The sequence below is a fragment of the Pantoea sp. USHLN256 genome, from assembly GCF_037149875.1.
GTDB lineage: Bacteria > Pseudomonadota > Gammaproteobacteria > Enterobacterales > Enterobacteriaceae > Pantoea > Pantoea nemavictus.
Genome location: NZ_JBBCQO010000005.1, coordinates 175,624 through 192,993 on the forward strand (window position 1 = coordinate 175,624; position 17,370 = coordinate 192,993).

Below are 17,370 nucleotides of genomic sequence, written 5' to 3' on the forward strand. Positions count from 1 at the left end.
CGGGCGTGGAGAGATCTCCTACGCCCGTGCTGGTTTCAACGGCTGTCAGGCCAGCCGTCGCGCCCGGTCAGGGGCAATTATTTTTTGTCTTTAACTTCTTCGAATTCAGCATCGACAACGTCGTCATCTTTCTGTGCAGACGCATCGCCTGCATCAGCTGATTGACCTTGCTGCTGTGCCAGCTCCATCAGTTTGCTGGACACTTCCATCAATGCCTGCATTTTGGCTTCGATTTCAGCTTTGTCTTCGCCTTTCAGCGCCGTGTTCAGCTCAGTCAATGCCGCTTCGATCGGTGCTTTATCATCGGCAGACAGTTTGTCGCCAGCTTCATCTAACTGCTTACGCGTGCTGTGCGAAATCTGATCGCCCTGGTTACGGGTCTGAACCAGCTCTTCGAACTTACGGTCAGACTCGGCGTTAGCTTCCGCGTCACGCACCATTTTTTCGATCTCTTCTTCGTTCAGACCAGAAGAAGCCTTGATGGTGATCTTCTGCTCTTTACCGCTGTTTTTGTCTTTCGCCGACACGTGCAGGATACCATCCGCATCGATATCGAAGGTGACTTCGATCTGCGGCATGCCGCGCGGTGCAGACTGAATACCGTCGAGGTTGAACTGGCCCAGTGATTTGTTATCACCAGAACGCTTACGCTCACCCTGCAGCACGTGAATGGTCACGGCAGACTGATTGTCTTCAGCAGTCGAGAACACCTGGCTGTGCTTGGTTGGGATAGTGGTGTTCTTGCTGATCAGCGACGTCATCACGCCACCCATGGTTTCGATACCCAGCGACAGCGGGGTCACGTCCAGCAGCAGAACGTCTTTTACTTCACCAGCCAACACGCCACCCTGAACCGCAGCACCTACAGCAACCGCTTCATCCGGGTTCACGTCTTTACGTGGCTCTTTACCAAAGAACTCAGTGACTTTGGCCTGAACCATTGGCATACGCGTTTGACCGCCTACCAGGATGACATCGTTAATGTCAGAAACTGACAGACCGGCATCCTGCAGAGCAACTTTCAACGGCTCGATAGAACGCGCAACCAGATCTTCAACCAGTGATTCCAGCTTCGCACGAGTCACTTTAATGTTCAGGTGCTTAGGACCGGTCGCATCCGCCGTGATGTACGGCAGGTTAACGTCGGTCTGCTGCGCTGAAGACAACTCGATCTTGGCTTTCTCTGCGGCTTCTTTCAGACGCTGCATTGCCAGTGGATCGTTGTGCAGATCGATGCCCTGATCTTTCTTAAATTCTGCCACCAGATAGTTAATCAGACGGCTATCGAAGTCTTCACCACCAAGGTGGGTATCACCGTTGGTTGCCAACACTTCAAAGGTTTTCTCGCCATCAACTTCATCGATCTCAATGATTGAGATATCGAAAGTACCACCGCCCAGGTCGTAAACAGCGATGGTGCGGTTGCCCTGGCCTTTATCCAGACCGTAAGCCAGTGCCGCTGCGGTTGGTTCGTTGATGATACGTTTTACTTCCAGACCCGCGATACGGCCGGCGTCTTTGGTTGCCTGACGCTGTGCATCGTTGAAGTAAGCCGGTACGGTAATAACCGCTTCAGTTACTGCTTCACCGAGGAAATCTTCCGCGGTTTTCTTCATTTTTTTCAGCACTTCAGCAGAGATCTGCGGCGGTGCCATTTTCTGGCCTTTAACGTCCAGCCATGCGTCGCCGTTGTCAGCGCCGATGATTTTGTAAGGCATGATTTTAATATCACGCTGTACTTCTTCGTCCTGGAAGCGACGGCCAATCAGGCGCTTAATCGCGAACAGGGTATTCTGCGGGTTGGTCACAGACTGACGTTTAGCCGGTTGACCAACCAGAGTTTCGCCATCCTGTGCATACGCAATGATCGACGGCGTGGTGCGATCGCCTTCGGCGTTTTCCAGCACGCGCGCTTTACCACCATCCATAACCGCAACACATGAGTTGGTTGTACCCAAGTCAATACCAATAATCTTACCCATCTAAACATCTCCCACTTAAATTCTTTGCCAATTAGGGTTGTGAAACAGAGATGCGGTCAAACTGACCACTTTCAACTGCTGAAGCAGGCTTTTTTTGCTGCCTCACAACGCTCGATGACAAGTAAATGGGGCCGGTTCGATGCGCATCAAGGGTTAAAACTAAAAAAAATTTCATTCTCTGGTCGATTAAGATCAAAGTTGGCCAAAAACAGGCCGCTTATTATGCAGCGCCACGCGGCCCCGGCGGCTTGCGTGGCTAAAAAAACTAACAACATTTAAACGCTGCTTCTGAGGAATTATGAGCAACACCACGCTGGCGAATCCCGCTCCGTTGGGCCTGATGGGATTTGGTATGACCACCATCCTGCTTAACTTACACAACACCGGCCTGTTCGCTATGGATGTGATCATCTTGGCAATGGGCATATTTTACGGTGGCATCGCGCAAATCTTTGCCGGGCTGCTGGAGTATAAAAAAGGCAATACCTTTGGTTTGACCGCGTTCACCTCGTACGGCAGCTTTTGGTTAACGCTGGTGGCAATTCTGCTGCTGCCAAAGCTTGGGTTAGCGTCCGCAGCCGACGGCCACTTCCTCGGCGCCTATCTCGCGCTATGGGGCATTTTCACTGCATTTCTGTTCTTCGGCACGCTGAAGTCACCCAAAATGCTGCAGTTCATCTTTGCCAGCCTGACGCTGCTGTTTGCCCTGCTGGCGATAGGTCATCTGACCGACAACGCGGGCTTGCTGCGTTTTGCCGGCTGGATTGGCATCATTTGCGGATCGAGCGCCTTCTATCTGGCGATGGGCGAAGTGCTGAACGAGAAATTTGGCCGTACGGTCCTACCGATCGGCGAATAAATGTGGCAAGAGAAGAAAAACAACGCGGAGCCTATTGGGCTCCGCGTTGTTTATTATGACGAGTGCAGCGATATATCTAACTGCGCATGCTGTTGACGGCTATCGCGCCACAGCCAAATCCCCACCATGAAACCAATGCCTGCCAGCGCCAGCACATACCACGCGGGTGCCATCGGCGTCAGGCTCATCATCAGCGTAACGCTAATCGGCGTCAGTCCGCCAAAAATCGCGTAAGCCACGTTGTATGAGAACGAGATGCCGGTAAAACGCACCGCGGCCGGGAACGCGCGCACCATGACAAACGGCACCACACCCACCACGCCGACGCTAAAGCCCGCTAAGCCATACCAAACAAATAGCATTTCGGGCGTGCTACCTAATTGATGGAAGAAATTCCAGCTACCCATCGCCAGCAGTAATGAACCGACCATCAGCGACCGCGCTGCGCCGAAGCGATCCACCAGCCATCCGGCGATAACGCAGCCCAGCAGCAGCATAATAGTGGCGAAACTGTTGGCTTGCAGGCTGAGCGCCGCGGGGATGCCGTGCTGTTTCTGCATCAGCGTCGGCGCCATCAAAATCACCACCACAATGCAGGCTGACAGCAGCCAGGTAAGCAGCATCGAAATCACAATGCCGCGCTTGTGGCTGGCGAGAATAGTTTGCAGCGGCATTTTTTCCGCCAGCGCTTTACGCTGCTGCATCTGCTGGAACACCGGCGTTTCGTGCAGCCAGCGGCGTAGATACATCGCCAGCAGGCCAAAAATCCCGCCAAGGAAGAACGGAATACGCCAGCCGTGATCGCGAATGGCAGCCGGTGAAAGCGTGGTATTCAGTACTGTTGCCACCAGCGAACCCAGCAAAATGCCGGCAGTTAAACCGGCTGTCAGCGTGCCGCAGGCGAAACCGATGCGTTTCTCAGGAACATGTTCGGCAACAAACACCCACGCGCCGGGTACTTCACCGCCGATGGCCGCACCCTGCAGCACACGCATCAGCAGCATCAACAGCGGCGCGGCGATGCCGATGCTGGCATAAGTTGGCAACGCACCCATCGCCAGCGTGGGCAGCGCCATCAACAGAATACTCAGGCTAAACATCTTCTTGCGGCCCACTTTGTCACCAAAGTGCGCCATGATAATGCCGCCTAATGGGCGCGCCAGATAGCCGGCGGCAAAGATGGCGAACGTCTGCACCTGCCGCAGCCATTCAGGAATGTCGGGCGGAAAGAACAGTTCGCCAATCACCGCGGCAAAGAAAACGAAAATAATGAAGTCGTAGAATTCTAGCGCCCCGCCAAGGGCGGCCAGCGACAGGGTTTTGTAATCCTGTCCGTTGAGTCGACGCGTTGCGTGCGTATCCATAATCCAGCGGTATCCAGAGGCTAAACATACGTTATGTAAAGATTGGATTACTATACCGTCAATATTTTGCCACACCAGCGCCGCTGGATTTTATGCCTGAAAACGCCGTTTTTTAGTTATTTGTCTCACGACGGGCACTTTTAGGGCGAAAAGCTGCTACCACTGCATCATGCGTTTCAACATACGGCCCTTCCAGAAGCTGTAAACAATAAGGTACAGAGGCAAAAATCCCCGGCACGTTGACCGTTCCATCTTCCGCTTTCACGCCTTCCAGCGTCTCTTTAATCGATTTCGGCTGGCCCGGCAGATTCAGGATCAGCGACTGCTTGCGAATCACGCCAACCTGACGAGACAGAATTGCCGTTGGCACGAATTGCAGGCTGATTTGGCGCATCTGCTCGCCGAACCCGGGCATTTCCCGATCGGCGATGGCGAGTGTCGCATCCGGCGTCACATCACGTCGTGCTGGCCCGGTGCCGCCGGTGGTAAGCACCAGATGACAGAACAGCTCATCGACCAGTTCGCAGATCGCCTGCTCAATCATCGGCTGTTCATCTGGCACCAGACGCGTTTCGATTTCAAATGGCGTGACAAGCGCGGTGGCGAGCCAGCTCTCTAACGCCGGAATGCCCTGATCCTGGTAGATGCCGTTGGCAGCACGATCGGAAACGGAAATTAATCCAATACGTAAAGTATCCATAGAGTTATCGCTGTGGTTGGCTGCATGGCAGCAAATGGCATGAGATGTAAAAAGGATAATACAAGAAGCGAGGGAAAAACGTAAAACCGTGACAGCGGGTCGCTGCCACGGCATATCACCTTACAGCAGTTCGGCGATCATCTTCTCAAGTTTGCCCTGATCGATGGCAAAGTTGCGGATACCTTCAGCCAGTTTAGTCACGGCCATTGGATCCTGGTTGTGCTGCCAGAAGAACTCAGCTTCAGTCATCTTCGCTGGACGCGCTTTCACTTCGCCGCTGTAGCTCAGTTTGCGTTCAACCGTACCTTCGCTCTCCGCCAGCTCTTTCAGCAGACCCGGAGAGATGGTCAGACGGTCACAGCCAGCCAGTTCGATGATTTCGCCGACGTTACGGAAGCTGGCGCCCATCACCACGGTTTCATAACCGTGCTGCTTGTAATAGTTGTAGATTTCAGCCACAGACACCACGCCTGGATCTTCGTGTGCTGCGTACTCTTTCTTATCAGTGTTCTGCTTGTACCAGTCGAGGATACGGCCCACAAATGGTGAGATCAGGAACACGCCCGCTTCGGCACATGCACGCGCCTGCGCGAAGGAGAACAGCAGCGTCAGGTTGCAGTTGATGCCTTCTTTTTCCAGCTGCTCAGCTGCACGAATGCCCTGCCAGGTTGAGGCCAGCTTGATCAGGATACGGTCATTGCTGATGCCAGCATCGTTGTACAGTTTGATCAGGCTACGCGCTTTAGCGATGCTCGCTTCGGTGTCATAAGAAAGGCGCGCATCAACTTCAGTCGAAATGCGACCTGGGATCAGTTTGAGAATTTCCAGACCAATGTTGACGGCCAGCTTGTCTGAAACCAGCGCCAGCTGATCTTCTTTGTTGCTGCTCTGCTGACGTGCCCAGCTAATGGCTTCGTCAATCAGTTTGCGGTATTCAGGGATTTGAGCGGCGTTGAGAATCAAAGAAGGGTTCGTGGTAGCGTCCTGCGGCTGATACAGTTTCATCGCCGCGATATCACCGGTGTCGGCGACCACAGTAGTCAGCTGACGCAAGGAAGTAAGTTTGTCCGTCATGGTTCTCTTTCTCTTAGGTTGACTGTCAGGGTGTAAAAGGCTGTTGCGATAATATCACGCGCAAGTGACGGCGCAACACCACGAAGTGCCCTTTACGATAGCGCTAACAAATGGCAGTGATTTGCCGATCTCTGCGGCTTTTTTGCTACACTCCCTGCGACATTTTCCCTTCAATTCCCTGATAAACCTGCGGGTCAACGAGGACGTAAACGATGCTGATGGTAATCTCGCCAGCGAAGACACTGGACTATGAAAGCCCGCTGGCGACCCAACGCTTTACCCAACCGGCGCTGTTAGAAAAATCACACCAATTAATTGACGTTGCGCGCGATCTTTCACCGGCGCAAATCAGCTCACTGATGAGCATCAGCGACAAGCTGGCGCATCTGAATGCCGAGCGTTTTAACCAGTGGCAGCCGCCCTTCTCGCTGGATAACGCACGTCAGGCGATTCTGGCCTTTAAAGGTGATGTGTATACCGGTTTGCAGGCAGAAACCTTTAGCGATGGCGACTTTGAGTTTGCCCAGCAGCACTTGCGCATGCTTTCCGGCTTATACGGCTTGCTGCGTCCGCTCGATTTAATGCAGCCCTATCGTCTGGAGATGGGGATTAAGCTGGCGAATCCGGCCGGGAAAGACCTTTACGGCTTCTGGGGCGATCTGCTGACAGAGAAGCTCAACGAGGCGATTGCTGAGCAAGGCGATGAAGTGCTGATTAATCTGGCATCCGATGAGTATTTCAAAGCCATCAAGCCGAAGAAACTCAATGGCGAATTGATCAAGCCGGTGTTCCTCGATGAGAAGAACGGCAAGTTTAAAGTCATCAGCTTCTACGCCAAAAAAGCGCGTGGTTTGATGAGCCGCTATGTGATTCAGAATCGCCTGACCAAGCCAGCGCAGTTGAAGAAATTCGATGTGGATGGCTACTTCTTTGATGCGGCAGAAAGCAAAGATAACGAGCTGGTGTTTAAGCGCCGCGAGCAGAAATAGTTTAGCAAGCGCTGCCCTGGATTGTGCTCGCTGCCCCCCTCCTCGGTCCTCCCCCATAAATGGGGGAGGAAGATGCTGCAATATGTGAGTTTGGAAGCTGCATGTGGCAGCGTCTCCTTCCCCCGCTTGCGGGGGAAGGCCGGGATGGGGGACAGCGAGCACTTACCCCAGTCAGCACTTACTTCAGCAAAAACGCCCGCAGCTCAGCGAAATCGCCTTTCAGATTGTGTGACAACAGCGGCAAATCGGCACGCTCGGCCAGCTCTTTCGGCAGTGGCAGATCCTGGCCCAGAATCTCATCCACGCTCTCTTTAAACTTCGCCGGATGCGCAGTCCCGAGGAACAGGCCATATTCGCCCTCCTGCAGGTTATCGCGCAGCAGACGATAGGCAATTGCCGCATGCGGTTCAGAGATGTAGCCAATCTCCGCCAGCTCGCGCATGGTGGATTGGGTGGTTTCATCTGAAACCGCGCCGTAAGCCAGATCGGTTAAACGCCAGGTTTTGCGGCGGAACAGCTCTTCCACGCGCGGCCAGTTGTTCGGCTGGCTGACATCCATCGCGTTCGACAGCGTTGCCACCGTCGCGTTTGGCTGCCATGCACCGTTGCCGAGGAAGCGCGGCACCGTGTCATTGGCATTGGTCGCAGCGATAAAACGCTTGATCGGCAGACCGAGTGATTTCGCCAACAGGCCCGCCGTCAGGTCACCGAAGTTTCCACTTGGTACGGAAACCACCAGCTGATTACGCTGCTCTTGTGGCAGTTGCGCCACCGCTTCGAAGTAGTAGCAAATCTGTGCCAGCAGGCGACTGATGTTGATCGAGTTCGCCGAGTTCAGGCCAATCGCCTTTTTCAGCTCTTCATCATCAAATGCCTGTTTCACCAGCGCCTGACAGGCATCGAAATCGCCCTCAACCGCGATGGTTTCGATATTCCCGCCCAGCGTACAGAACAGTTTCTCCTGCAGCGGGCTGATTTTGCCCTGCGGATAGAGAATCACCACGCGCACGTTCTCCATGCCGTAGAACGCATGCGCTACCGCGGCACCGGTATCACCGGAAGTCGCGGTAAGAATGGTGATCTGCTCATCCGCGCCGCTCACATACGAGAGCATCTGCGCCATAAAGCGGCCACCGAAATCTTTGAACGCCAGCGTCGGTCCGTGGAACAGTTCAAGGCAAGCCACATCCTCGCTAACCTTCGCCACCGGAGCCGGGAAAGCGAAGGCGTTTTTCACGCGCTCGGCCAGCTGATGCGCGGCAATTTCATCACCAATATAGGCAGACAGAATTTTGCTACTGCGGCTGACGAAATCCATCTCCAGCATGGCATCGATATCGGTCAGTTCGAATTCCGGCAGTTCGAGCGGGAAAAACAGCCCTTGCTGCGAGCCGAGGCCCTGTTTAACCGCCTGAGCAAAACTGACCTGCTCGTTGTGATCCTTAAGATTGTAGAGTTTCATGCGTTATCCCAATTTACGTGCGCCAGCCGTATCAAGACGGCAGATGTGGACGAAACCTTCTTCATTCTGCAGATAGTGCTGGCTCAGCCAGTCCGCCATCCGCTGTGCCGTTGCCATCTCGTTGCAAACGGCGAAAAGTGTCGGGCCAGAACCCGAAATGCCGCACGCCAGTGCGCCAATATCCTGTGCGGCTTTACGCGCATCGGCGAAACCCGGCAGCAGTTTGGTACGATACGGCTCAGCGATAACATCCTGCATAAGTTTAGCCGCAAGCCCAGGCTGACGCGTATGACAGGCGTGAATAAAGCCCGCCAGCAGGCGACCATGCTTGATGGCATCCTCTTTGCGATATTGTGCTGGCAGAATGGCGCGCGCTTCGGCGGTGGAGACTTTAATCCCCGGATAGGCCATCACCCACAGCCATTCGTCAAAGCACGGCACGTGCTGGCTGATAATGCCGTTCTCTTCAATCATCAGCTGCACGCCGCCGAGGAAGCATGGCGCGACATTATCAAAGTGTACGCTGCCGGAAATACGTCCTTCCAGCTCGCCCATCAGCGCCAGCAGTTCAGTATCATTCAACGGTTTGCCGCAGAATTCGTTCATCGCCATCAAGCCGGCGACCACTGAGCAAGCGCTCGAACCGAGGCCAGAACCGATCGGCATATTTTTTTCCAGCGTCATCGCCACCGGAACTTGTTTGCCAATCGCCTGGCAAAAACGCTCCCAGCACTGATAAACGATATTCTCCTGCGGATTGCTCGGCAGTTTGCTGACAAAGCGCCCGGAGTTCACCAGGCTAAAGCTGTCGGCGGCTTCCACGGATACGCAGTCGCCCAGCAAGGTGCCATCCACCGGCGAAACCGCCGCGCCAAGCACATCAAAGCCGACGCTGACGTTACCTATCGAGGCCGGTGCATAAATTTTTACCATCATCAAACTCCCAACTTCCACGACAGCGTACGCAGCAGGTCAGCAAACACGCCCGCTGCTGTGACATCATTCCCGGCGCCATATCCACGCAGAACCAGCGGGATTGGCTGATAGTAGCGGCTGTAAAATGCCAGCGCGTTCTCACCGTTCTTCACTTTGTACAGCGGATCGTTGCCGTCCACCGCATCAATCTTCACTTTGCAGACGCCGCCCTCTTCGATCGCGCCGACGAAGCGTAATACTTTACCTTCGTCACGCGCTTTGGCAACGCGCGCCGCAAAGGCGTTATCCAGCTCCGGCAGGCGTTCCATGAATTGTTCAACGTCGGCGATATCCGTCAGGCTGGTGGGCAGCAGTGGTTCGATATCGATATCGCTGAGTTCCAGCTGATGCCCGGCTTCGCGCGCCAGAATCAGCAGCTTACGCGCCACGTCGGTGCCGGAAAGATCGTCACGCGGATCCGGTTCGGTAAAGCCCATCTCACGCGCCATTTTAGTGGCTTCTGACAACGAAACGCCTTCATCCAGTTTGCCGAAGATGAAGGAGAGCGAGCCAGAGAGAATACCGGAGAACTTGATCAGCTCATCACCGGCATTCATCAGGTTTTGCAGGTTTTCGATCACCGGCAAACCGGCACCGACGTTGGTGTCATACAGGAATTTACGGCGCGATTTCGCCGCTGCAGCGCGCATCTGCTGGTAGTAATTCCATGAAGAGGTATTGGCTTTTTTGTTCGGCGTAACCACATGGAAACCTTCGGCGAGGAAATCCGCGTACTGATCGGCGACCGCCTGGCTGGAGGTACAATCGACGATCACCGGATTCAGCAGGTGATACTCTTTCACCAAACGAATCAAGCGGCCGAGATTGAACGGCTCTTTGGCTTCGCTCAGTTCCGCCTTCCAGTTGCTGAGATCGATACCGTGCACGTTGGTTAACAGTGCACGCGAGTTGGCGATGCCGCACACGCGCAGATCGATATGCTTCTGTTTCAGCCACGTTTGCTGACGGTGCAACTGATCGAGTAGCGCCGCACCGACACCGCCAACGCCCACCACAAACACTTCAATTACCTGATCGGTGGCGAACAGCATCTGGTGCACCACGCGCACGCCGGTGGTGACTTCATCGTTGCTCACCACCACCGAGATAGAACGCTCAGATGAGCCCTGAGCAATCGCCACGATATTGATATTGGCGCGTGCCAGCGCCGAGAAGAATTTGGCCGAGATGCCGCGCAGCGTGCGCATGCCATCGCCCACCACCGAGATCACCGCCAGCTGTTCCAGCACGTCCAGCGGATCGAGTAAGCCATCTTTCAACTCCAGATAGAACTCCTCTTCCAGCACGCGACGCGCCCGCGCCTGATCGCTTTGCGGTACGCAGAAGCTGATGCTGTATTCCGAAGAGGATTGGGTGATCAACACCACCGAAATGCCGGTGCGGGACATCGCCGCGAACACGCGCGCCGCCATGCCCACCATGCCTTTCATACCCGGGCCGGAAACGTTAAACATCGCCATGTTATTCAGGTTGGTGATGCCTTTCACCGGATTTTCATCCAGCTCGCCTTCGCCACCGATCAAGGTGCCCGGCGCTTGCGGATTGGCGGTGTTTTTGATCAGGCAGGGAATCTGGAACTGAGCGATAGGCGCGATGGTGCGAGGATGCAGCACTTTGGCGCCGAAATAGGAGAGCTCCATCGCTTCCTGATAAGACATCGATTTCAGTAAGCGGGCATCAGGCACCTGACGTGGATCGCAGGTGTAGACGCCGTCGACGTCAGTCCAGATTTCACAGCAGTCTGCGCGCAGGCAAGCGGCCAACACGGCGGCAGAATAGTCAGAACCGTTACGGCCCAGCACCACTAATTCGCCCTTCTCATTGCCAGCGGTGAAACCGGCCATCAGGATAAAGTGATCGGATGGGATCTGGCTGGCGGCGATGCGACGTGTGGATTCGGCAATATCCACGGTGGATTCGAGGTAATGACCAACCGCCAGCAGTTTCTCCACCGGATCGATAACGGTCACCTTGTGGCCGCGCGCCTGCAGCAGCGCTTCCATTATGGCAATCGACAGCTTCTCGCCACGGCAGATGATGGCAGCGTTGACGGCGTCCGGACATTGGCCCAGCAGGCTGATGCCGTGCAGCACTTGCTTCAGCTGCGCAAACTCCAATTGCACGCGGGTTTTCAATCCATCGAAATCAAAGCCCGGCTGTGCATCATGCAGGCCTTGTAGCAGGTCGGCGAAAATACGTTCGGCATCGCTGATATTCGGTAACGTGTCCTGACCGCTGATGGTTTTCTCAATCATCGCCACCAGATGATTGGTAATTTTCGCTGGTGCAGAGAGTACGGTCGCAACCTGTCCCTGTTGTGCATTGCTTTCCAGAATGTCCGCCACGCGGAGAAAACGATCCGCATTGGCTACTGAGGTTCCGCCGAATTTCAGCACTCGCATAGTTGAAGCTCTCCTGAATTTTTGCCGAAAAAAAAGCCCGCACTGTTTAGGTGCGGGCTTTTTTCTTTGTTTTTCCTGTATGCGTCAGCCCGCACCGTTACCTGTGGTAATGGTGGTGGTAATAATAATTGTGGTGTTCAGGCTGAGTTTACGCATTTAGATTTTTTTCTGTCTGTCTTTGTCTTGTCCGTCTGCCTTCCAGAAGTAAAGCAAAGGGCACATTAAGTCAACGAATTTGTCCTAAGCACACGGACGCCACGGCTGCGCAGTAGTGCGCTTGCTGGCACAAATCGTATCGGGATCGTTCATAAGAGGCTGCGATTTCCACGATCAGTCACTGCCAACTCAGGATTTATCCGAGCAATTATCTATAAGTTTTTTTTCTACATCGTGTAACAAGCGATGCAGCATAGCGCTGTCGCGCTGTTCCAGCAGGCCAATACGCTGGTCGATCCAGTCAGCCATTTTGATGTCATCGCTGACATCCAGCTTCGCCAACAGCTGATGGAAACGCTCACGCAGCGCCTGCAGTTGATGCGCGTTTGCCGCTTCGGCAGGTTCGGCCGCAATTTGATTCAGCGCTGACAGCTGATAGCAATAGACCATCACGGCCTGGCCGAGGTTAAGTGATGGATAGTCATTTGCCATCGGAATGCCGGTCAACAGGTCAACCTGCTCCAGCTCCTCATTGGTTAAACCGCTGTCCTCACGGCCAAAAACCAGTGCGATGCGGCTCAGCCATTGGCGCTTCTCTTGCAGGATATTTTCCACCTGCGCCGGCGTAGCGTAGTAGCGGAACTTCGCGCGGCTGCGCGCGGTGGTCGCCACCGAGAAATCGACATCCTTGAGCGCCTCGCTCAGCGTGGCATAGGTTTTCACGTTATCAAGTATCTCGCCGGCACCGTGTGCCACACGTCGTGCAGCGGGGTCCTGCCAGGCATCGCTGGCGACAATACGCAACTCGCTAAATCCCATGGTTTTCATGGCACGGGCAGCCGCGCCGATATTTTCCGGACGGGCGGGAGAAACAAGGATTAAGGGGAAATGCATGATTTTTCCATCGGACGGTTAACAACGCGCTTTATGTTGGCATGCAGCAGAAAAAATACCAACCACGGCGATAAGAGAAAATAAGATGTTAACGATGTTAAAACAGCGGGAAATCTCCATGTAGAGTAAATTAGCAGGCATAAGCAAAATTATAGGACTTAATTTATATAAAACCCTTTTCTTTCAATTTATTGAAATATAAATTCCTGCGCGTTTAACTTTTGCTTCTATAAGGGATAAATGTAGCAAAAATGCTGCATTTTGTGAGCTAAACTAGCAATCCTGGAGAAGTTTTTCATAAAAGTGTTAACGTGCTACACTTGCATTTGATATAAGTCAACGAAGCGTTGTTTTTATGCTTATCGGTTGTTGTTGGTGCTGTTAGGTTGCTGTTAATACGGTTAGGATGAGCGCCTGTCCGATATTCTCGGGGCGCGCAAATATCCATCCTGACTGGCTGAGCTAACACTGAAGTTGACGTAGATGGATGGTGTATTCCGAAGATTATTTCGTATACCGGTTGCCGCAAATAGCGTAACCGACGTACGCCCTGTTTTCGATTTGTTGGCAAATTTTAGGTAGCGAAACATGCAGACCCCGCACATTCTTATCGTTGAAGACGAACTGGTCACGCGTAACACCCTCAAAAGTATCTTTGAGGCAGAAGGTTACGTGGTCTATGAAGCCACCGACGGCGCCGAAATGCATCAGGTCCTGACGGAGAACGACGTCAATCTGGTGATCATGGATATCAACCTGCCAGGTAAAAACGGTTTGCTGCTGGCACGCGAATTGCGTGAACAAGCAAACGTTGCGCTGATGTTCCTGACCGGTCGTGATAATGAAGTGGATAAAATCCTCGGTCTGGAAATTGGTGCCGATGATTACATCACCAAACCCTTCAACCCACGTGAGCTGACGATTCGTGCGCGCAATTTGCTGTCGCGTACCATGAATCTGGCCATGCCGAGTGAAGAGCGCCGCCAGGTTGAAAGCTATCGCTTTAACGGCTGGGAGCTGGATATCAATAGCCGCTCACTGATCAGCCCGAACGGCGACCAGTACAAGCTGCCGCGCAGTGAATTCCGCGCCATGCTGCACTTCTGTGAGAATCCAGGCAAAATTCAAACGCGTGGTGACTTGCTGAAGAAGATGACCGGCCGCGAGCTCAAGCCGCATGACCGTACCGTGGATGTCACCATCCGCCGCATCCGCAAGCATTTCGAATCCACGCCAGATACGCCAGAAATCATCGCCACCATTCACGGCGAAGGTTACCGTTTCTGCGGCGAACTGCAGGACTAAGTTTTGAAAGGAAAAACGCCCGTCAGGGCGTTTTTTTATGCCTGTATTAATGCCACGGCATGATCGGCACGGCACTTAGCGCATTCTTCGGCGAGCCGTCGACCACCTTATCTGAGTAACTCAGATACACCAGCGCATGACGTTTCTGATCGAAGAAGCGCACCACCTGCAACTTCTTAAACACCAGTGAAGTGCGTTTTTTAAATACCACTTCGCCCTGCGACTTGCCTTGTGCGATTTTATCGCTAAGCTCTACCGGCCCAACCTGTTGACAGGAGATGGCTGAGTCGGACGTGTCTTCCGCCAAACCTAATCCCCCTTTGATACCACCGGTTTTTGCCCGGCTGATATAACAGGTTACATTTTTTACATCAGGGTCATCGAAGGCTTCGACCACGATCTTATGATCGGGGCCAAATATCTTGAACACCGTGTCAACTGAGCCGATCTCTTCAGCCTGAACGCCAGCGCTGAACACATAAGTTGCCAGCGTGATTATAAGAATACGAGCTATTGTCATTGAGTTACCATTGCCAATCGAATAGATGAGAATGTAATGTACTGTCAATTGAACACAGAACCAAACCTAAACGGGTTTTAACCCGCATTGACTTAGCACACTCGATTAGCAAACCGCCCCCACGCTTTTGTGCATTTCGTGCTATTATTCGACGACTTCATAGTTGCGCCACCAGAGAGTTATGAGGATGTTTTATGGACCAAGCCGGTATCATTCGCGATTTGCTTGTCTGGCTGGAGAGCCATCTGGACCAACCGCTTTCATTAGATAACGTTGCGCAGAAAGCAGGCTATTCCAAGTGGCACCTGCAGCGGATGTTCAAGGAAGTAACCAGCCACGCAATTGGCGCGTATATCCGCGCGCGTCGGCTGTCGAAAGCCGCGGTGGCGTTACGCCTGACCAGCCGCCCGATCCTTGACATCGCTCTACAATATCGTTTCGATTCACAGCAGACCTTTACCCGCGCGTTTAAAAAGCAGTTCAACCAAACGCCCGCCTGGTATCGTCGCTCATCGGAGTGGAACTCGTTCGGTATTCGCCCGCCGATTCGCCTGGACGATAGCAGCCTGCCGGAAGCGCAGTTTGTCACGCTGCCGGAAACGGTGTTGGTCGGCCAGACGCAGAGCTACTCTTGCACGCTGGAGCAAATTTCCAGCTACCGCGATGAGATGCGCATGCATTTCTGGAAGCAGTTCCTGCTGGAAACCGACACGGTGCCGCCGGTGCTATACGGCCTGCATCAGGTGCGTGCCAGCCATGAAAAGGATGATGAGCAAGAGATTCTGTACACCACAGCGGTGCCCGCCGATCAGCTGGCGAAGAGTATGCAATCGAATCAAAGCGTGGTGGTTGAAGCCGGTGATTACGTGCAGTTTACTTACAACGGTGCACGCAGTGCGCTGGGTGAGTTCATCCTGTTGCTGTACGGAACCTGCATGCCAACGCTCGGTTTAGTGCGTCGTCAGGGACAGGATATCGAGCGTTTCTTCACCCACGGTGGCAAGAAACGCAGCGAGCCGCCAGCGGAAATCCGCTGCGAATACCTGATTCCGATTCGTCCGCAAACAAATCACTAAAAACAAAATGCCGTCATCATGACGGCATTTTTATTTAGCTCAACGCTGCAATTCATCCAGCGCGGGGGCATCCAGATGCGAAACATCGCCCGCCGTTTCGACTACCCAGCCAGCCGCCAGCCAGGCGCTTTGCTGATGATCCACACGCGAAATCGAGCAGTTGCGCAGACGCAAACGACGTTCTGCATGCGCAGGTAAGCCGAGAATGGTGCTGACCAGCACGCCAAGCGCCATGCCGTGGCTGACAATCAGCGGACGGCTGCCAGCTGGCAACCCCAGCAGCGCATTCAGCGCTTCGTGCATACGCGCCGCCATCTCCGCCATCGATTCGCCACCCGGAATACGGCCCGCTGTGGTGCCGTCCACCAGCGTTTTACGCCAGTTTTCCTCTTCTTCCGTCAAGCCATCGAGCGGACGTTGTTCCAGGCAGCCCATGTTGAGCTCACGCAGACGCGCGTCGAGCGTAACGGTGCAGCCACACGCGTCGGCGATGATCTCCGCCGTGCGACGTGTACGTCCTAAATCGCTGGCAATCACGTGGGTAATGCCCAGCGATTTCACGCGCTCGCCAACCTGATGAGCCTGCTGCTCACCTTTTTCCGTTAACGGGCTGTCAGACTGCCCCTGAATGCGTCGCGCCGCATTCCATACCGTTTCACCGTGACGAACAAGATAGACCTGTAGCATGCTTAATTTCCGTTATACTGCGACAAATTTGCCTCGAGGGTTCAAACAATTATGTACCATGTTGTCGCAGCCACCATCAACCCGGCAAAAATTCGCGCGATTGCTCAGGCGTTCAACGACGTTTTCGGCGAAGGATCCTGCCACATTGAAGGGGTCGAGGTCGAGAGCGGCGTCGCAGCTCAGCCACTTAGCGATGTCGAAACGCGAACTGGCGCACGTCAACGCGTAGCGAACGCCCGTCAGGAGCGTCCGCAGGCGGATTATTGGGTGGCGATTGAAGCGGGCATTGAAGGCGATTGCGCCTTTGCGTGGATGGTGATTGAAAATGCGCAGCAGCGCGGTGAATCGCGTTCGGCCAGCTTTACCCTGCCGCCGATCGTCGTAGCAGGCTTAGCCGCCGGACGTGAACTCGGTGACGAGATGGCACGCCTGACCGGCGTAGAGAATATCAAACACAAAGGTGGCGCGATTGGCGCCTTTACTCACGGCCTGCTAAGCCGCTCCAGCGTCTATCATCAGGCGTTGATTCTGGCGCTGTGTCCGTTTACGCATCCGCTTTACAATCAGCGTTAATCGCGTCCCAGACGCGCTTCCAGCCAGCGTTTCAGCTCTGGCGGCGCTTCTTTCAGGCTATTTGAACCGCGCGTTATCGTAGCGATACCCACGCCCAACTCATTCTTCAGTTCACGCTGGCTCATCTCACCGTTCATCAGCTCTTCGATAATGCGCAAACGCGTGCCGAAGGACTCACGTTCATCCGGCGTCATCATCAGCTGTAGCAACGGCAGCGCCACGCCATCGGCAAAGGCGTTTTGCATCAGTTCGATAAAACGCAGCCAGTTATCTTCAACAGGCTGAGCCGATTCCGGCTGGGAAGAAAGGGGTTGGCTCATGAAGGACTTCC

17 protein-coding genes and 1 other annotated feature are annotated in these 17,370 nt (G+C 54.0%); of the genes, 5 read left to right on the forward strand and 12 right to left on the reverse strand.

Going from position 1 to position 17,370, the window contains the following annotated elements; all coding sequences use genetic code 11:
• Positions 1–77 precede the first annotated feature (77 nt).
• Positions 78–1,982, reverse strand: coding sequence for a molecular chaperone DnaK (gene dnaK / locus WFL93_RS14615; RefSeq protein WP_049851427.1), 1,905 nt, complete (start codon positions 1,980–1,982; stop codon positions 78–80).
• 298 nt (positions 1,983–2,280) lie between these two features.
• Between dnaK and satP the strand changes: the two genes are divergently transcribed.
• Entirely contained in the window at positions 2,281–2,841 is a 561-nt protein-coding gene (satP, locus tag WFL93_RS14620) for an acetate uptake transporter (protein WP_049851426.1), read from the forward strand.
• A gap of 53 nt (positions 2,842–2,894) precedes the next feature.
• Here satP and WFL93_RS14625 read toward each other — a convergent pair whose 3' ends face one another.
• From WFL93_RS14625 to tal, 3 genes are all read right to left on the reverse strand, one after another.
• Positions 2,895–4,205, reverse strand: a complete 1,311-nt coding sequence (locus WFL93_RS14625) for an MFS transporter (protein WP_336778442.1) — start codon at positions 4,203–4,205, stop codon at positions 2,895–2,897.
• 112 nt (positions 4,206–4,317) lie between these two features.
• Positions 4,318–4,905, reverse strand: a complete 588-nt coding sequence (mog, locus tag WFL93_RS14630; RefSeq protein ID WP_336778443.1) for a molybdopterin adenylyltransferase — start codon at positions 4,903–4,905, stop codon at positions 4,318–4,320.
• A 120-nt stretch (positions 4,906–5,025) separates the two neighbouring features.
• The gene (tal, locus tag WFL93_RS14635; protein WP_007884940.1) at positions 5,026–5,979 is read right to left on the reverse strand and encodes a transaldolase; all 954 of its coding nucleotides are present in this window, start codon (positions 5,977–5,979) and stop codon (positions 5,026–5,028) included.
• Positions 5,980–6,191: 212 nt separating this feature from the next.
• Here tal and yaaA point away from each other — a divergent pair, with 212 nt between their 5' ends.
• Positions 6,192–6,968, forward strand: coding sequence for a peroxide stress protein YaaA (gene yaaA / locus WFL93_RS14640; RefSeq protein WP_007884939.1), 777 nt, complete (start codon positions 6,192–6,194; stop codon positions 6,966–6,968).
• A 178-nt stretch (positions 6,969–7,146) separates the two neighbouring features.
• Here the strand turns inward: yaaA and thrC are convergent, their stop codons facing one another.
• From thrC to WFL93_RS14660, 5 genes are all read right to left on the reverse strand, one after another.
• A complete protein-coding gene (gene thrC / locus WFL93_RS14645; RefSeq protein WP_007884938.1) occupies positions 7,147–8,430 on the reverse strand; it encodes a threonine synthase in 1,284 nt (427 codons plus the stop codon).
• A gap of 3 nt (positions 8,431–8,433) precedes the next feature.
• Complete coding sequence (gene thrB, locus WFL93_RS14650) at positions 8,434–9,363, reverse strand: homoserine kinase (protein ID WP_007884937.1); 930 nt, start codon at positions 9,361–9,363, stop codon at positions 8,434–8,436.
• A 2-nt stretch (positions 9,364–9,365) separates the two neighbouring features.
• Entirely contained in the window at positions 9,366–11,828 is a 2,463-nt protein-coding gene (thrA, locus tag WFL93_RS14655; protein WP_336778444.1) for a bifunctional aspartate kinase/homoserine dehydrogenase I, read from the reverse strand.
• A 26-nt stretch (positions 11,829–11,854) separates the two neighbouring features.
• Positions 11,855–11,977 (reverse strand) — a sequence feature (Thr leader region).
• Positions 11,913–11,984: a thr operon leader peptide gene (thrL, locus tag WFL93_RS24310; protein ID WP_071531027.1), complete on the reverse strand. Its 72-nt coding sequence runs from the start codon at positions 11,982–11,984 to the stop codon at positions 11,913–11,915. Its footprint overlaps the feature before it by 65 nt.
• Positions 11,985–12,173: 189 nt before the next feature.
• On the reverse strand, positions 12,174–12,878 hold the full coding sequence (locus tag WFL93_RS14660; RefSeq protein WP_336778445.1) for a tRNA/rRNA methyltransferase: 705 nt from the start codon (positions 12,876–12,878) through the stop codon (positions 12,174–12,176).
• 588 nt (positions 12,879–13,466) lie between these two features.
• Here WFL93_RS14660 and arcA point away from each other — a divergent pair.
• Complete coding sequence (gene arcA, locus WFL93_RS14665) at positions 13,467–14,183, forward strand: two-component system response regulator ArcA (protein ID WP_007884933.1); 717 nt, start codon at positions 13,467–13,469, stop codon at positions 14,181–14,183.
• A gap of 46 nt (positions 14,184–14,229) precedes the next feature.
• Here arcA and creA read toward each other — a convergent pair whose 3' ends face one another.
• The gene (creA, locus tag WFL93_RS14670; protein ID WP_007884931.1) at positions 14,230–14,703 is read right to left on the reverse strand and encodes a protein CreA; all 474 of its coding nucleotides are present in this window, start codon (positions 14,701–14,703) and stop codon (positions 14,230–14,232) included.
• Between the two features lie 194 nt (positions 14,704–14,897).
• Between creA and robA the strand changes: the two genes are divergently transcribed.
• Positions 14,898–15,779, forward strand: coding sequence for an MDR efflux pump AcrAB transcriptional activator RobA (gene robA, locus WFL93_RS14675; protein WP_007884929.1), 882 nt, complete (start codon positions 14,898–14,900; stop codon positions 15,777–15,779).
• A 39-nt stretch (positions 15,780–15,818) separates the two neighbouring features.
• Here the strand turns inward: robA and gpmB are convergent, their stop codons facing one another.
• Positions 15,819–16,466, reverse strand: coding sequence for a 2,3-diphosphoglycerate-dependent phosphoglycerate mutase GpmB (gene gpmB / locus WFL93_RS14680; RefSeq protein WP_336778446.1), 648 nt, complete (start codon positions 16,464–16,466; stop codon positions 15,819–15,821).
• Between the two features lie 51 nt (positions 16,467–16,517).
• On the opposite strand from gpmB, the gene yjjX reads away from it, so the two are divergent.
• The gene (yjjX, locus tag WFL93_RS14685) at positions 16,518–17,039 is read left to right on the forward strand and encodes an inosine/xanthosine triphosphatase (protein WP_007884926.1); all 522 of its coding nucleotides are present in this window, start codon (positions 16,518–16,520) and stop codon (positions 17,037–17,039) included.
• On the opposite strand, the gene trpR is transcribed toward yjjX, so the two are convergent.
• Positions 17,036–17,359 (reverse strand): trp operon repressor, encoded by a 324-nt coding sequence (gene trpR / locus WFL93_RS14690; protein ID WP_007884925.1) that lies wholly within the window; start codon positions 17,357–17,359, stop codon positions 17,036–17,038. The genes yjjX and trpR overlap by 4 nt on opposite strands.
• Between the last annotated feature and the right edge of the window lie 11 nt (positions 17,360–17,370).

What these genes read in the sequence shown, in the direction of transcription:
- dnaK (WP_049851427.1), bottom strand. Translation starts at nt 1,982, where the DNA reads ATGGGTAAGATTATTGGTATTGACTTGGGTACAACCAACTCATGTGTT.
- satP (WP_049851426.1), top strand. Translation starts at nt 2,281, where the DNA reads ATGAGCAACACCACGCTGGCGAATCCCGCTCCGTTGGGCCTGATGGGA.
- WFL93_RS14625 (WP_336778442.1), bottom strand. Translation starts at nt 4,205, where the DNA reads ATGGATACGCACGCAACGCGTCGACTCAACGGACAGGATTACAAAACC.
- mog (WP_336778443.1), bottom strand. Translation starts at nt 4,905, where the DNA reads ATGGATACTTTACGTATTGGATTAATTTCCGTTTCCGATCGTGCTGCC.
- tal (WP_007884940.1), bottom strand. Translation starts at nt 5,979, where the DNA reads ATGACGGACAAACTTACTTCCTTGCGTCAGCTGACTACTGTGGTCGCC.
- yaaA (WP_007884939.1), top strand. Translation starts at nt 6,192, where the DNA reads ATGCTGATGGTAATCTCGCCAGCGAAGACACTGGACTATGAAAGCCCG.
- thrC (WP_007884938.1), bottom strand. Translation starts at nt 8,430, where the DNA reads ATGAAACTCTACAATCTTAAGGATCACAACGAGCAGGTCAGTTTTGCT.
- thrB (WP_007884937.1), bottom strand. Translation starts at nt 9,363, where the DNA reads ATGGTAAAAATTTATGCACCGGCCTCGATAGGTAACGTCAGCGTCGGC.
- thrA (WP_336778444.1), bottom strand. Translation starts at nt 11,828, where the DNA reads ATGCGAGTGCTGAAATTCGGCGGAACCTCAGTAGCCAATGCGGATCGT.
- WFL93_RS14660 (WP_336778445.1), bottom strand. Translation starts at nt 12,878, where the DNA reads ATGCATTTCCCCTTAATCCTTGTTTCTCCCGCCCGTCCGGAAAATATC.
- arcA (WP_007884933.1), top strand. Translation starts at nt 13,467, where the DNA reads ATGCAGACCCCGCACATTCTTATCGTTGAAGACGAACTGGTCACGCGT.
- creA (WP_007884931.1), bottom strand. Translation starts at nt 14,703, where the DNA reads ATGACAATAGCTCGTATTCTTATAATCACGCTGGCAACTTATGTGTTC.
- robA (WP_007884929.1), top strand. Translation starts at nt 14,898, where the DNA reads ATGGACCAAGCCGGTATCATTCGCGATTTGCTTGTCTGGCTGGAGAGC.
- gpmB (WP_336778446.1), bottom strand. Translation starts at nt 16,466, where the DNA reads ATGCTACAGGTCTATCTTGTTCGTCACGGTGAAACGGTATGGAATGCG.
- yjjX (WP_007884926.1), top strand. Translation starts at nt 16,518, where the DNA reads ATGTACCATGTTGTCGCAGCCACCATCAACCCGGCAAAAATTCGCGCG.
- trpR (WP_007884925.1), bottom strand. Translation starts at nt 17,359, where the DNA reads ATGAGCCAACCCCTTTCTTCCCAGCCGGAATCGGCTCAGCCTGTTGAA.